This is a genomic window from Clostridium mucosae (genome assembly GCF_024622765.1).
Classification (GTDB): Bacteria; Bacillota; Clostridia; order Clostridiales; family Clostridiaceae; genus Clostridium.
Map to the genome: position 1 here is coordinate 234,297 of NZ_JANKAF010000003.1, position 15,798 is coordinate 250,094.

The window sequence follows — 15,798 nt, forward strand, 5'->3', positions numbered from 1 at the left end:
AAAAGTTAAGGATAAAATCTTTTATTTTAAGTTCTAAATTATTCACTTTAAATTGTGACAAATTATTATCCTTAACTTTTTCACTAGTTCACTTTTAATTATAAATTCAATTAAGGAGAGTGTTAATATGAGTTATGGATTTTCAGTTTATTTTGGATTAGATAATACTAAGGAAGAAAATATTCAATTGCTAAAGGAGGCTCATAGCTTAGGCTTTAGTAGAATTTTTACTTCTCTTCATATACCAGAGGCTAATTATGAAGTTTTAAAGAAAGAAGTTAGAGAATTTTTTGCTTTAGCTAAGGAATATGATATGGACATAATTAGTGATATATCACCTAATACTTTTAAATTTTTAGATTTAGAAGACATGGATTTAAATGGTTTAAGGGATATGGGAGTTAAAACTATAAGGATAGATTTTGGCTATAGTGAAGAAGATATAGCTAAAATGAGTAGAAATGAATATGGAATTAAAATTCAATTAAATGCTTCAACTATTACAGAAGAGTTTTTTGATGAACTTGATAAATGGTCACCAGATTATAGTAATGTAGATGCATTGCATAATTTCTATCCAAGAGTTGGAACTGCAATTTCAGAAGAATGTATGATAAATAAAAATAATATCCTTAGTAAAAGAAATATAAATCCTTGTGCCTTTGTACAATCAAATAACAGAAAAAGAAGCCCATTAAAGGATGGATTGCCAACTCTTGAAGATCATAGGGGGATGGAAGTAAGAGAAGCTGCTAATCATTTATTTGCTTTAGGAAATAAATCTGTTTTTATAGGAGATTCTCTTCCTAGTTTAGAAGAACTAAAGGATTTAGCTTCTTTAGATCCAAATACTATAGAGTTGGATATAGAAGTAAAAACTAAAGATAAAGTAATACTTAGAATTCTAGATAAAGTTTATACAGCCAGAACAGATGAGGCTAGAGATGCTATTAGAGCAAGTGAAAGTAGATTAATATTAAATGGTGATGTTATTGAGCCATTTAATACAGTAAATAAGAAATTTGGAGATATTTCAATAGATAATAAAGACTATATGAGATATATGGGTGAACTTCAAATATTAAAAACAAATCAAGATGAAGATTTTAGAACAAATATTGTAGCTTCTATTTTACAAAAAGATATATATTTATTAAAATATATACAAGGTGGAAAGAAATTTCACTTTAATATAGTTAATAAATAAATCAAAGAATAGTAGGGTGTGAAAATGAACGTATTGCAGTATATAAAACAGAACTTCGAGAGCTTTACAGATAGAGAAAAATTAATAGCTGAGTACTTACTTAGCAATAAAAAAAGCATTATAGGTATGTCAGCAAAGGAAATAGGAGATATTACAAATACTTCAGCTCCAACAGTTGTAAGATTTTCAAAAAAGATAGGCTTTGATTCACTTAATGAAATGAAATTACAGCTATCAATAAACTTGCAAAGTGATGAAGAAAATACAGATTTTGAATATCTACATGGTGATTTATCAACCAAAAATATAATTCATGGTATAAAGAAATCAATAGATTCAATTATGAATCAAACAATTAGTACTTTAAAAGAAGAGGAATTGGAAAAAGCTATAGATGTTCTTAATGGTGCTAAAAATATATATATATTTAGCGTAGGAGTTTCTAGTTTGGTAGGAATGGACTTTTATTATAAGTTAAGTAGAATAAATAAGAGATGTATTGCACATTCTGATACACATCTTCAAATTACATCCTCAGCACTTATGGAAAAAGGAGATGTAGCAATAGCTATATCTTATTCTGGAGAAACAAAAGAAGTAATAAAATGTGCAGAAAATGCTAAAAAAGCTAAAGTTCCAGTTATAGCAATTACAAAAGCTAGTATAAACAATACATTAGCAGATATATCAGATATAGTACTGCAAGTACCTTTTGTAGAAAAGACTTTAAGAGAAGGTGCAATGAGTTCAAGAATATCACAACTTTCAATAATAGATATGCTGTTTATAGGAATGGCAAAAACAAACCTAAAAGGCGTAGAAGAAAAACTTAGAATAACAAGAAAAGCTGTGGAAGAACTTAAGAATTAGTGAAAGAATTAAGAAATGAAAGAATGAAAATTTATTTGAAATAGAGATTTCAAATTTCAGTGAAAGAATAGAATTCAACTAATAATTGACAATGTATAATGGATAAAAAGAGAAATTCGAAAGAATTTCTCTTTTTATTTTTTATAATTCAACGTAGGTTAATTATTACCCGAATTTTAAATTTAAAATTATAAATTATATCGGCAATTCTTTCACTCTTCTTTTATTATTATATAGTATTTATCTTCGGTTGATTCTTCAGTTGAAACATTAATAAAATTAATTTTATTAATATCCCCATGTTTTAAGTGACCATTTGTCATTTGAGTTATTGCGAACTAAAATCCATTGCCATTCGCTGTAAGTTGTATTAGGATTTAGTGATCCATCCATACCAGAAGAACCTACATTAAAGTTTGATAATAAAATTATTGCTTCATCTGCATTATATTGTTTTGCCCATTCTGATTCTGAACGCCTACTTATATTTTCACCATACCATAAATCTGTTAATATACACCCTTTAAAATCTTTTTCAAATTTTTTCTTAACAATATTCATTGCATCTTTAATTTCCTCTTCACTATAAATTTCTGATTTTACAAAACCTTCACTAACATTATCTATGTTACCAACTTTGTAAGTATTAAGATAATAGATTATTATCCCTATTAAACATGCTGAAAGAGTGAGCATGATAAATTTATTTTTTTTCACTTAATTCTCCCCCTTTTATTTATACTTAATGAATTACTCAATATACTTATTCAGTATTCATATTATTATTATACAGTATCTATTATTAATGATTACTTAAAATGGAAAATTAACATTGTTAATATAAATAGTGCTTGAATACTTTTAAATTCTTTTATCTTAGCATAATTATGATATATAGTACTATAAACCATAAAATTTTTAATTATAATAGATTTTTTATAATATAAAGGAATTCGTCAATTTATGATATTTCATATAGTTTATTAATATTTACTGGACTACGTATAGTTGAAAAAGTATATAATAAATATGTGTATATAGCAATAAATGTATATTACCTTTTGGTGGGAGGTGAAAATAAGATGAAAAGAAATTTAAGTTTCGCAATTATAATTGGAATAGTTTTTTCGATAATGACAGGATGTGTAGTGAGAAATAAAAGTTCAGCACATAATACTATTAAAGAAGGTACTGAAATAAGTGATATTTATACTTATAATGTTGAAGATGATTTTAAAAGAATGAAATTAGAAATAAATCTAACTCTTAATAAAGGCAAAGTTAAATTTGAACTTAAAGACCCAAATGGAAATATACAATGGAGCGAGGAAGTTACAACTGATAAAGCTTTAAAAGAAATAAAAAGCTTTGATAAGGTAGTAGGGGAATGGACACTAACATTTGAAAATATTGATAACACAGGTGAAGGAGAATTCGACTTACAATTTAATAGACTCTAAAAATAATTGATAATTGAGGTTATAATTCAAAGAAGGTGAATTATAACCTCAATTTTAAATTCTAAATTTTAAATCATATCAACAATATTTTCATTTTTATTTATTAGATTCTGTTTTAAAAGAATGCTGGTATTATAGTGAGGGAAAAGTAGAGAATTAATTGTCAATTCTTAATTCATAATAGTTTAAAATTGCAAATTAGTTATTAATAATTTTATTAACTGTCATGCTATAAGTTAAGAATATAAATACAACAAGTATTGCTATATAACTAACTACTAAAAATATTTTTTCTTTGTTGGTCAAATTAACTCTATTACCTAATATCTTTCTATTCAAAAAAGCAAAAATAGGTATGACTAACCAAATAACATATATAAGTTCACGACTATGTAAATATGCGTATAACAACATAGTTAACAGACACAGTATTATAGAAAATGTTATTCGTTTTTTATAAACTATAGATTTCATATTATTAATCCCCTTATTAAATTCGTAATAAATTACAATTACTAATTAATATATATATTAATTTCATATAAAATAGAATAATACAAATCTTGGTGTTAAATTCATAAACTTCTTTCATAATTCAACGAAGATGAATTATGAAAGAAGTTATTCATTGTCCATTGTCAATTATCCATTGTAATTCAGCTCATCTGAATTGTTTCTGAAATTATTTTATTCCTCATTTTTATCCATAAAGTTCTGTTTTAAAATAATGTTGGTATTGAAATATAAAAAGCAGTCAATTAATTGGTCCCTTATAATTCTTAATGCATTAGGATTACCAATTTATTTAAAATACTAAGTGTTTTTTCGTATCATATTCTTTATGTTGAATTGAAACATCTTTGAGCCATTCATTTACTTGTTCTTTATAGAAATATAATTTATTATCTACTATAAAATAAGGAAACATAATACCCATATAACTTCCGTTTGAGTTTAGCATATTTTTTTCTATGCTAATTATATCTTGAACTTCTTCAACTGTCATTTCAAGATAGTTGGCAACTTCAGATATAGTCATAACACTATTATTTGAAATTATCTTTTCTGTTTGTATATTAGTTATCTTTTGCATTGAATATCCTAAATAAATCAAACTTAATAGCATACAAAATGTAAGTATAATTATTGATATTGGTATTAATTTATTATTTTGCAAACTACATCCCACCCTTTAGTGTAATTAATATATATTAATTATACATTAATTACAAATATAAATTCCATAAAAAATAAAATAATACATATATTAGTGGAATATTTCTGAACTTCTTTCATAATTCAACGAAGGTGAATTATAACCTATTTAATTTTTATTTTAAAAGTAGACGAACAATTTCATTTTTAATTTTTTCTTTCAATTCTTTTCTTTGCTCCTCATCTGGTCTTGTGGATTCATCAAATAATTCCTCGTTTGATAATTGATATACAGAGCTAATTATAGGTGTATCACCTTTTACTCTCGGATATAAGTGCCAATGAATATGAGGACATCCATTTCCAAGCAATTCATAGTTCATCTTATCTGGTTTAAATATGTTAGAAATAGCCTCAGCTACTAGAGACATTTCTTCAAGATGTTTTATTTTAAAAGAATGTTCTAAGTTGTGTAATTCAGGACCATGCTCTTTACAATTAAAAACAGTATATCCCCTAAACCTTTGAAACCATCCTAAAACTACATACCCTGTTTCAAGTTCCATAATAAAATATGGGTCATCCTTAATGTTTTTTTGATTTTCACACATTTTACAGCTCATTTTATAACCCCCTACCGAAATATTAATTATATTCAATTCTACTTATTTAAAAGAGTTTTTTACTAAGTGTATCATTAATATCCTCAATCATGGATTTCCCAATAACTATCTTTAGTTTCTTTTATTAATATATAATCATAGTTTTTTTCTCATCTTTCTATTTGTACATCTATCAGCACAGGCTACTAAAAGTATAAGTAAATTATAGTACTATTAATAAAATTGAAATTTATTTATTAATTACTACTTTACCATCTGAATCTAATAATGGTGTCATTCCATTCATACCAGTTCCAACAGTAGTCAAGTAATTAACTCCTGTTATAGTATCTACGACGATGTATATTGCTCCAAATCCCAAGGATTGTTCCTCTTTAATAATAAATCGCTTTTCTTTTTTTTCTTTTCCAAACATTACAATGCCTCCTTAAAATTCTAATTTATCAATTAGTTTAAAAATAAAACTACTAGACTTATAATACAAATTCTCATTAATATATATTCTAATTATATATTAATTGCAGTTATAAATTCCATAAAAAATAAAATTATATAAATAATGGTATAATATTTATGAACACATTCATCAATTTTTTTATTCCTTAATTTCTTAAATATTTCATTGAAAATAAATTGATTGGAAATTTATCACAATACATAATTTTTTTAAGAGGGAGCGGGAATATGATAAAAAGGAATTTAGGTTTATCAATAATAATTGGGATAATTTTATTCATGATGACAGGATGTATAGTAAGAAACCAAAGTTCAGCACATAATACTATTAAAGAAGGTATTGAGATAAGTGATATTTATACTTATAACGTTGAAGAAGATTTTAAGGGGATGAAATTAGAGATAAATTTAATCATTACTAAAGGCAATGTTAAATTTGAACTTAAAAACCCAAATGGAAATATACAATGGAGTGAGGAAGTTACATCTGATAAAGCTTTAAAAGAAACAAAAAGCTTTGATAAGGTAGTAGGGGAATGGACACTAATATTTGAAAATATTGATAACACAGGTGAAGGAGAATTCGATTTGCAATTTATTAGACTGTAAAAATGAAAAATTGACAATTGATAATTAAGGAATAAACTCTTGCGAAGTTTAGGAAATTAATATTTTTTATAAATTGAGAATTAAACATAATGATATGTATTAATGAGATTAATTCTTCAATTGAAAATTTTAATTGCCAAAGATAGTTGGCGAAGATAAATAGAATATGTGAAATAAGCATATAGCGAGTAACTAGAAGTACTTGGTGAGGGAAGAACTGCTAGGCCTTAGTGTTGTTGGTTTGTTTGAGCGTAGCGAGTTAACCAAAACTCTTGGCATAGTAGTTTTTCCGAGCCTAGTACTTCTTTGCTAAGCTATTTAGCTTATGGAACATATCTATTTATCTTCGCCTTTATATTAGCAATTTCACTTTTTCACTCTTTTATTTCTTTTTGAGTAAAATTCTTCAATATTGTAAATAATAAACTTATCCTATTTTTAAAAATGCCTTAAACCAATGAGTAAGGAGATGAGAAAGTTTATGAAGGATGAGATTTTAAACAGTAGTAGAAGAACTGTGCTCACAGAGTTAAATGAAGCATTCAAGGGAATTGTCCATAACCATAGATATTTAAATAAACTTGTTAAACACGGGGAGGATGTTATTTCTTCTGCTGAATGGTTGCTTGATAATATATATTTAATAGAAAAAGAATATAAGACAATTAAGTTTAATTTGCCAATTAATTATTTTAATAATCTTCCTATTAGCGATATTGATGGGATTAATTATCCAAGAATTTATGCTTTGGCTAAGAATTATATAGGAAAGAGTCAAAATATAATTGAAGAAAATGAGCTTATAAAGTTTATAAATGAGCAGAGTGAAATATTTACAATAGGGGAGTTATGGGCATTTCCATTAATGCTTAGAGTTGCACTTATAATTAATTTAGGAGTTATAACTAATGATATGGTAGTTCTTCAAAAGCAACGTTTAGGAGCTAAGGATTTAGCTAATACAGTTATAGACTCATATAGTAATGGAAAGATAGATATATTGCTTTCTAAATTAGAAGATAAGTATCCATTAAGGAATAATAAAATAGATAAAGGCGAAGAATCAAATACTAATTATATGGGAGACGATGAAAGTCTTCATGATGGATTATTTTCTCCAGAATTTATAGATAAGTTTTTCAGTATATTAAGAGACAATTCAGTAGAAGATGAGAGAATATATAAGTTTGCGCTAGATAGATTAAAGGAAAAGGAAAATACAAGCTTTGAAAAGGAAATATTAAAGGACCATATAAGAGAAGGAAATATAGCAACATCTATAGGGATAACTATAAATTCTTTAAGAGTAATGGATTCTATCAATTGGAAAAACTTTTTCGCTGAAACATCAAATATAGAAAAGATATTAAAACAAGATCCAGCAAATATTTATAATGATATGGATTTTGAAACAAAAGATTATTATAGGCACAAGATAGAAGAAATATCTAGAAAGACTAATATAAAAGAAATAGAATTGGTTAAAACTGCATTAGAGCTTGGTAGTTTACATTTAGAAAGCAAAGATTCATATAAGAGGCATATAGGCTATTACCTAGTAGATGATGGAATAGAAGATCTCTTAAAGAGATTTAATATAAATAAGAATATAGATAAGAGAATGTCAAAGGCAACTTATTTATCAACCATATTTTTAGGAACAATATTAATAGATTTAGTAGTAATACTTTTAACATATTTAATACCATTGAATTTTAGTATAGGTCAATATTTTTTAGCATTCATTTTAATGATAGTTCCATCTAGTGAAGTAGTGATATCATTACTAAATTGGTTTATAGCAAAAGTAACACCTGTTAGCTTTATACCTAAGATGGATTATTCAAATGGAATTCCAGATAGTGAAAAAACTATAGTGGTAATACCTGCAATATTAAGCAATAGTAAAAGTGTAATTGATTTACTGAAAAAATTAGAAATATATTATTTAGCTAATAGAGATAAAAATATATTCTTTGCTTTACTTGGAGATTTAAGTGATAGCAGTAATGAAATTGAGGCACAAGATAAGGCTATAAATGATGAAGGCATAAGATTTGTAAATAAGTTAAATAAAAAATATGCAAAAGATGAAGAAGCTAGATTTTTCTTTTTAAATAGAAAGAGATTATATAATGACTCAGAGGGAGTTTACATGGGCTATGAAAGAAAAAGAGGAAAGCTCATGGAATTTATGGCATTAATTAGAGGAAATGAAAAAACTACTTATAATATAATAAGTAGCAATATAGAATCATTAAAAAGTGCAAAATATATAATTACATTAGATAGTGATACATTTTTACCTATAGGAAGTGCAAAGAAGCTTATAGGGGCTATGGGGCATATATTAAATACTCCATATATAGAAAATGAAGTTGTAGTTAGAGGATATGGTATAATGCAACCTAAAGTTGGTGTAAATTTAGAAGATAAGCATAAAACATATTTCTCAGAAATCTTTGCTGGAGATGCAGGAGTAGATGCTTATTCGACAGCTTCATCAGATACGTATCAAGACTTATTTGGAGAAGGTATATTTACGGGAAAAGGCATTATAGAAATAGATACTTTTTATAATATCTTAAAAGATGAAATACCAGAAAATAGAGTTTTATCACATGACTTAATTGAAGGAGTACTAACAAGATGTGCATTAGTAACAGATGTTGAAGTTATAGATGGATATCCATCAAGTTATTTAGCTAGTGCTTTAAGACTTCATAGATGGGTAAGAGGAGACTGGCAAATAGCAAGCTTTGCTTTTTCAAGGAAGATATCAACAATATCTAAATGGAAGATTATCGATAACCTTAGAAGGAGTTTACTTGCACCAAGTTTATTATTAGCACTTATTGGAGTATTAACAGTATTAAATGGAGCAGTTCAAGTAGCAGTGTTGCTATTTTTAGCTTTAATAACTCCATTAGTATTTACTGTAACTGATTTCGTTGTAACACCTAAAAATAAACTGATGGGAACATTTAAAACTTTAAAACAAATAATATTGATATTAAGCTTTATTCCATATCAAGCTTGGCTAATGCTTGATGCTATATTAAGAACAATTTATAGATTAGTTATATCTAAAAAGAATTTGCTTCAATGGAAAACTGCCGATAAAGTTGAGAAATCAGTTAAAAATACTTATATGTGGTATTATCAAAAAATGTGGATATCAATAGGAATAGCTTTAGTAGTATTACTACTTAGTTTAGATAATTCCATAGAAATTTTAATAGCCACATTGTTAATATCTATTCTTTGGGCTTTAGCACCTGCAATAGCATGTAAGATATCAAAAGAAGAAGTAGTTATAAGAGAAAGATTAGATATAGAGGATGAGGAGTTCTTAAGAGAAAGTAGTAGAAGAATATGGGCATATTATGAAGATTTTGTTAATGAAGAAAATAACTATTTAGCTCCAGATAATTTTCAAGAAAAGCCTTTTAAAGGAGTAGCTCATAGAACATCTCCAACTAATATTGGTATGGGACTAATTACTAATTTAACTGCTTATGATTTTGGATATATATCAATAGGGGAAGTTATTTATAGATTAGAATCAATATTAGATGGAATGAGGGGATTAGAAAAGTATAATGGTCATTATTTAAATTGGTATGATACCAAAACAAAAGAAGCACTATGGCCAAGATATGTATCAACAGTAGATAGTGGAAATCTTTTAGGATACTTGTGGATAATTAAAGAAACTATAAAAAGTTTTAGTAAAGAGCCAATAATAAGAGAAAAAGAAGTTTCAGCAATAAAGGATACATATGACTTAATTAGGAAAGATGAAAAAGAAGAGTTTTATGATGGATTACCTGACATTATAGATATAAAAGAATATAAAAATATATTGGTAGATGAGTTAAAAAGGATAAATGCTAAATTAGAAAAGAATGAAAAAAATGATGAAAAATCTAAAAAAGAATACTATTGGATAAAGAAATTAAAAAGAGAAATAGAAACAAAGATAGATTTTTATGATTTTATATTTGATGGTATAGAAAAAATAGTAATAGATTCATTTAAGAGTTACAAGGCTCCAAGTTTATTGCAACTTATAGATTTATTAGAAGATATAAAGAATGCTTCAGGCGAAGAGTTTAAGGAAATATTAAATAAAAAGGTAAGTAAGCTAAAGGAGTTTGATGAAAGGCTTAAATTTTTATCTTCTGAGATAGATAGCATTATGAAAGATATGAACTTTAAATTCTTATATAACGAAAATAGAGGCCTGTTTGCAATAGGATATAATGTTGAAGAAAAATCACTAGGAAATTCTTATTATGATTTAATGGCATCAGAAGCTAGAATTGCATCATTTTTAGCAATAGCAAGAGGTGAAGTGCCTAAGTCACATTGGTATAACTTAAGTAGGAATATGACAAAGGTCTTTGGTCAAAAGAGTTTAGTTTCTTGGAGTGGTACTATGTTTGAATATTTTATGCCATTCCAAATAATGAAGGATTTTAAAAATACTATATGGGATTTAACTTATTCTTCAGTTGTAAATGCGCAAAAGATATATGGCGAAAAGAAGAATATCCCATGGGGAATATCAGAATCTGCTTATTATGAATTTGATGTTGCTCAAAATTATCAATATAAAGCCTTTGGTGTACCTGGAATAGGTTTAAAGAGGGGCCTTGAACAAGAAGTTGTAGTATCTCCTTATTCATCTATAATGACACTTCCATATGATAAAAAGGGATCAATAGAAAATCTTAGAAGATTATATGATAATAAAGCTTATGGAAGATATGGATTTATCGAAGCAATAGATTATAGTGAAGAAAAAGCTAAGGATGAAGCTAAGGAAGTTAGATGTTATATGGTTCACCATTTAGGGATGTCTCTTTTAGCTCTAGATAATGTTATAAATAACAATATACTAAAAGAAAGATTTCATAGTATTCCAGAAATAAAGGCAGTAGAGCTTTTATTAAAAGAAAAGATTCCTCAAAATATAACATTTGAAAGAGAAGTTGATATAAGTAGTGTTAATAATAAAAAATTAGAAAAAGAAGACTTTATTCCAAGATTATTTAGAGGAAGCAGAAGAGAAAATCCAGAAGTCTTACTATTATCAAATGGAAGTTATTCTACGATGATTACTGATAGTGGTAGTGGATATTCTAAAAAAGATGGTATGACCGTTTATAGATGGAAGGGTGATAGCACGTCCGATTCAAGCGGAATGTTCTTTTATATAAAGAATTTAAATTCAAATGACTATTGGAGTGCTACTTATGAGCCATGCAAGGAAGATAATGATGATTATGTAGTGGAATTTACCCTTGATAAAGCCAAATACGAAAGAATAGATGGAAATATAAAAACTAATTATGAAGTTACAGTAGCTTGTGAGGATAACTTGGAAGTAAGAAAATTATCTTTAAAAAATACAGGCGAAAAACTAAGAACTTTAGAAATAACAAGTTATCTAGAAGTAACATTACAATCTTTTGAAGGTGATGCAGTACATCCAAGCTTTTCTAATTTATTTATAAGTACTGAATATGATGAAGAAACTAAAAGCTTAATAGGTAATAGAAGACCAAGAGCTGAAGGTGCAGTTACTCATTATATATTCCATACTATAGCTACTAATTTTGAGTTAGATGGTGATTTAACTTATGAAACATCAAGACTAAACTTTATAGGAAGAAATAGAAGCTTAAAATCACCAGAAGTTATGGATAATGATGCTCCACTTCAAAACACAGTTGGAACAGTACTAGATCCTATAATGAGTATGAGAAGTAGGATTACTTTGAGCCCTGGAGAAGAAAAGCAAATTTACTATTTAACAGGAGTTGGAGAATCTAAAGAAGAGGTATTAGAGCTTATTAAAAGATATAAAGAAGTTCCAATGATAGAAAAGAGTGCAGATGCTTTTAATTATTCTAATCAATTAGAACTTAAGCATATAGGAATTAGATCAGCACAGGCAAATATATATCAAAGCTTAGCTTCTTATATCTTATATCTACATAGTGGTAGAAAAAATAGAGAAGATTATATAAGAAATATAAGTATGAATCAAGAAAACTTGTGGGCTTATGGAATATCAGGAGATTTACCTATTATTTTATTAGCTATTGAAGGTGAAGATGATATAGATCTATTAAGGCAAGTTATAAATATGCACTATTATTTCAAGAACAAGGGAATAAAGTCAGATTTAATAATTTACAATGAAGAAGAAATATCATATGAAGAGCCACTTCAAAAAAATATTATATCAACAGTTAAAAATTCTGTTGAAAGAGAAAATATAAATAAATCAGGTGGTATTTTCATTCATAATAAGTCAACTATGGGAGATGATGTTAGAGACTTTATTATTGGTATTTCTAAACTATATATTAATTCACAAGAAGGAACCTTAGCTAATCAATTAGTAGAAGCTGTAAATTATAATATTGATGAATACAAAAATAATGAAGATATAGCTCCTATTAATAGAATAAAGGTAAATATAAATGAAAGTGATTATGTAAAGAACTTTGTGGATAAAGAAATAAATAAGAATGAACACTTAGAAAATATCTTAGAAAAGAATAAATTTAATAACTTAAATGAAGAAAAGCTAGAAAAATCATTAAGTCGAGAGGAGTACGATGAATTTAATGAATTTAATGACTTTAATGATTTTAATAAAGAAAAAGAGTATAAATTAGAAGAAGTAAGGAAAACTGAATTTGGAAATGAACATTTAAATGTTGGTGATTTAGAGTTCTTTAATGGATATGGAGGTTTTGATAAATCTGATAAAAGTTATGTTATAAGGCTTAAAGACTATGAAAATACTCCAGCACCATGGATAAATGTAGTTTCTAATAAGGATTTTGGATTCCATATTTCCGAGGTGGGTTCAACTTATACCTGGTGTGGAAACAGTAGGGAAAATAAAATAACGCCTTGGAGCAATGACTGGGTAATAGATCCAACAGGTGAAGCTTTATATATAAGAGATAATAATAGCGGAGCATATTTTACAATAACCCCTATGCCAATAAGAGATGGTGGAGAATATATTATAAAACATAGTTTTGGATTCTCTACATTCAAACATACTGCATATAACATAAGAGGTGAAATGAAAGTATTTTGCCCTCAAGATGAAAAGTTGAAATTATGTAAAGTATCTCTTAAGAATTTATCAAATGTAGATAAAAGTATATCATTGTTTTACTATGCTCAGTTAGTACTTGGTGTATATAATTATGGAAGTGCTAAATATATAAGCACCCATGTCCAAGGCCAATATATATATGGCCAAAATCCTTATTCAAAATATTTTGGTAAACTAAAAGCTTATTTGTCTATAAATGGTGAAGATAATCAAAGCTTTACCGGTGATAGAAAGAGTTTCTTAGGAGTTGGAGAAGAGTTAAGTAGTCCAGAAGCATTACTGAAAAATAAATTGAATAATGTATCTGGTAGTATCTATGATCCTTGTTTAGCAGCCTCATTAGATATAGATTTAAAAGCTGGTGAAGAAAAAGAACTTGTAATAATATTTGGTGAAGAAGAAAATAAAAAATTAATACAAGAAAAAATAAATAAATATAGCAAAATAAAGAATGTTGATGAAGAACTACAAAAAGTGAAGGAATATTGGTCAAATTTCCTGGGAAATATACAAGTAAAGACACCAGATGCATCTATGGATTATATGTTAAATGGATGGCTTATGTATCAAACTTTAAGTTGTCGATATTTATCAAGAACAGCTTTTTATCAAAGTGGTGGGGCATATGGATTTAGAGATCAACTTCAAGATTCTATGTCTATAGGTATATTAAATCCAACTATAACAAGAGAACAGATTTTAAGAAGTGCATCAAGACAATATCTTGAAGGAGATGTTCAACATTGGTGGCATCCAGTAATTAACTCAGGTATAAGAACTAGATTTTCAGATGATTTATTATGGTTACCTTATGTAACTATTGAATATATAAAATCTACAGGTGATTATAGTATTTTAGATGAAGAGGCTCCTTATCTAGAAGATGAACCATTAAGAAATGGAGAAGATGAAAGATATACTATAGTAAATCAATCAAATAAAAATGGAACTATATACGAACATTGCTTAAAAGCTATTGATAGAGGATTAAAGTTTGGAGAGCATAATATTCCTCTTATGGGTAGTGGTGACTGGAATGATGGAATGAGTACTGTAGGAAACAAAGGAAAAGGAGAAAGTGTCTGGGTTGGATGGTTCTTATATAAGATATTAGATGGATTTAAAGAAATTTGTAAATATAAGAAAGATAATGAAAAGGAAGATGAATATAATACATTCCAAGAATTCATAATAGAAAACTTAGAAAAAAATGCTTGGGATGGAGGCTGGTATAGAAGAGCATACTTTGATAATGGTACGCCTCTAGGATCAAGAGAAAACGATGAATGCAAAATAGATTCTTTATCTCAAAGCTGGTCAATAATTTCAAATGCAGCAAAGCTTACAAGAGCACAAGAAGCTATGGAAGCAGTTGATAAATATCTTGTAGATAAAGATAAAGGGCTTATAAAATTATTAGCACCACCATTTGATAAGTCTGCTTTAGAACCTGGATATATAAAAGGATATGTAGCAGGTGTTAGAGAAAACGGAGGCCAATATACACATGCAGCAGTATGGGTTATTTTAGCTTTAACTAAGCTTGGTTTAGGAGATAAAGCTTGGAAGTATTATAACATGATAAATCCTATAAACCATTCTAATACAGAACTTGAAGCAAGAAATTACAAAGTAGAACCTTATGTAATGGCAGCAGACGTATATATTAAAGAACCTCATGGTGGAAGAGGTGGCTGGAGCTGGTATACAGGAGCTTCAGGCTGGATGTATAAAGTAGGACTTGAAGATATATTAGGCTTAAAGAAAATAGAAGGAAAAGGATATAAGATTGAACAATGTATCCCAGAAATGTGGAATGAATACGAGATAAATATTAAAAATAATACAGAAGACTACAATATAAAAATTAAACGTGGTGAAGTTAAGGGAATTACAATCAATGGAGAAAAGACTACTAATGATTTAATTCCAAGGGATAAAGGAAGCCTTAATATAGAAGTTATAATATAAAACTGTGTATATAAATTAGGATATTTGTGCATATAAATTAGGATATGATTGAAGTTAAAATACAAAAATAATTTAATAAATACGCATATACAATAATAAGAGTTAGCCATATTACTGAAAAAGCCAATATCAGTAATATGGCATTTTTTATAAATTGCTTTTTACTCCTAACTTTTCAGCAGATAAATTTGAGTAATAATATTAAAGAGAATAAGAATGAAAATTTAAAAAATCATAATAAATATAATTTAAAAAATCAGTAACATTGTAAATTAATAATTAGTTATGTATAATTTT

General features: G+C 27.2%; 9 protein-coding genes. 5 read left to right on the top strand and 4 right to left on the bottom strand.

Going from position 1 to position 15,798, the window contains the following annotated elements:
• Positions 1-127 precede the first annotated feature (127 nt).
• The gene (locus NSA50_RS05980; RefSeq protein ID WP_257443726.1) at positions 128-1,207 is read left to right on the top strand and encodes a MupG family TIM beta-alpha barrel fold protein; all 1,080 of its coding nucleotides are present in this window, start codon (positions 128-130) and stop codon (positions 1,205-1,207) included.
• A gap of 24 nt (positions 1,208-1,231) precedes the next feature.
• Entirely contained in the window at positions 1,232-2,077 is an 846-nt protein-coding gene (locus NSA50_RS05985; protein ID WP_257443727.1) for a MurR/RpiR family transcriptional regulator, read from the top strand.
• Between the two features lie 288 nt (positions 2,078-2,365).
• Here NSA50_RS05985 and NSA50_RS05990 read toward each other — a convergent pair whose 3' ends face one another.
• Entirely contained in the window at positions 2,366-2,794 is a 429-nt protein-coding gene (locus NSA50_RS05990) for a hypothetical protein (RefSeq protein ID WP_257443729.1), read from the bottom strand.
• A 365-nt stretch (positions 2,795-3,159) separates the two neighbouring features.
• Here NSA50_RS05990 and NSA50_RS05995 point away from each other — a divergent pair, with 365 nt between their 5' ends.
• Positions 3,160-3,537, top strand: coding sequence for a hypothetical protein (locus tag NSA50_RS05995; RefSeq protein ID WP_195429858.1), 378 nt, complete (start codon positions 3,160-3,162; stop codon positions 3,535-3,537).
• An 805-nt stretch (positions 3,538-4,342) separates the two neighbouring features.
• On the opposite strand, the gene NSA50_RS06000 is transcribed toward NSA50_RS05995, so the two are convergent.
• The 3 genes from NSA50_RS06000 to NSA50_RS06010 all read right to left on the bottom strand — a co-directional run bounded on the left by NSA50_RS06000 (position 4,343) and on the right by NSA50_RS06010 (position 5,730).
• The gene (locus NSA50_RS06000) at positions 4,343-4,714 is read right to left on the bottom strand and encodes a hypothetical protein (RefSeq protein ID WP_257443731.1); all 372 of its coding nucleotides are present in this window, start codon (positions 4,712-4,714) and stop codon (positions 4,343-4,345) included.
• A gap of 154 nt (positions 4,715-4,868) precedes the next feature.
• Entirely contained in the window at positions 4,869-5,315 is a 447-nt protein-coding gene (locus NSA50_RS06005; protein ID WP_195428913.1) for an HIT family protein, read from the bottom strand.
• A 229-nt stretch (positions 5,316-5,544) separates the two neighbouring features.
• A complete protein-coding gene (locus tag NSA50_RS06010; protein WP_195266836.1) occupies positions 5,545-5,730 on the bottom strand; it encodes a DUF6440 family protein in 186 nt (61 codons plus the stop codon).
• 269 nt (positions 5,731-5,999) lie between these two features.
• Between NSA50_RS06010 and NSA50_RS06015 the strand changes: the two genes are divergently transcribed.
• Positions 6,000-6,380: a hypothetical protein gene (locus tag NSA50_RS06015; protein ID WP_257443735.1), complete on the top strand. Its 381-nt coding sequence runs from the start codon at positions 6,000-6,002 to the stop codon at positions 6,378-6,380.
• A gap of 481 nt (positions 6,381-6,861) precedes the next feature.
• Positions 6,862-15,501: a GH36-type glycosyl hydrolase domain-containing protein gene (locus tag NSA50_RS06020; RefSeq protein WP_257443737.1), complete on the top strand. Its 8,640-nt coding sequence runs from the start codon at positions 6,862-6,864 to the stop codon at positions 15,499-15,501.
• Positions 15,502-15,798 lie beyond the last annotated feature (297 nt).

What these genes read in the sequence shown, in the direction of transcription:
- NSA50_RS05980 (WP_257443726.1), top strand. Translation starts at nt 128, where the DNA reads ATGAGTTATGGATTTTCAGTTTATTTTGGATTAGATAATACTAAGGAA.
- NSA50_RS06020 (WP_257443737.1), top strand. Translation starts at nt 6,862, where the DNA reads ATGAAGGATGAGATTTTAAACAGTAGTAGAAGAACTGTGCTCACAGAG.
- NSA50_RS06005 (WP_195428913.1), bottom strand. Translation starts at nt 5,315, where the DNA reads ATGAGCTGTAAAATGTGTGAAAATCAAAAAAACATTAAGGATGACCCA.
- NSA50_RS06010 (WP_195266836.1), bottom strand. Translation starts at nt 5,730, where the DNA reads ATGTTTGGAAAAGAAAAAAAAGAAAAGCGATTTATTATTAAAGAGGAA.
- NSA50_RS05985 (WP_257443727.1), top strand. Translation starts at nt 1,232, where the DNA reads ATGAACGTATTGCAGTATATAAAACAGAACTTCGAGAGCTTTACAGAT.
- NSA50_RS05995 (WP_195429858.1), top strand. Translation starts at nt 3,160, where the DNA reads ATGAAAAGAAATTTAAGTTTCGCAATTATAATTGGAATAGTTTTTTCG.
- NSA50_RS06015 (WP_257443735.1), top strand. Translation starts at nt 6,000, where the DNA reads ATGATAAAAAGGAATTTAGGTTTATCAATAATAATTGGGATAATTTTA.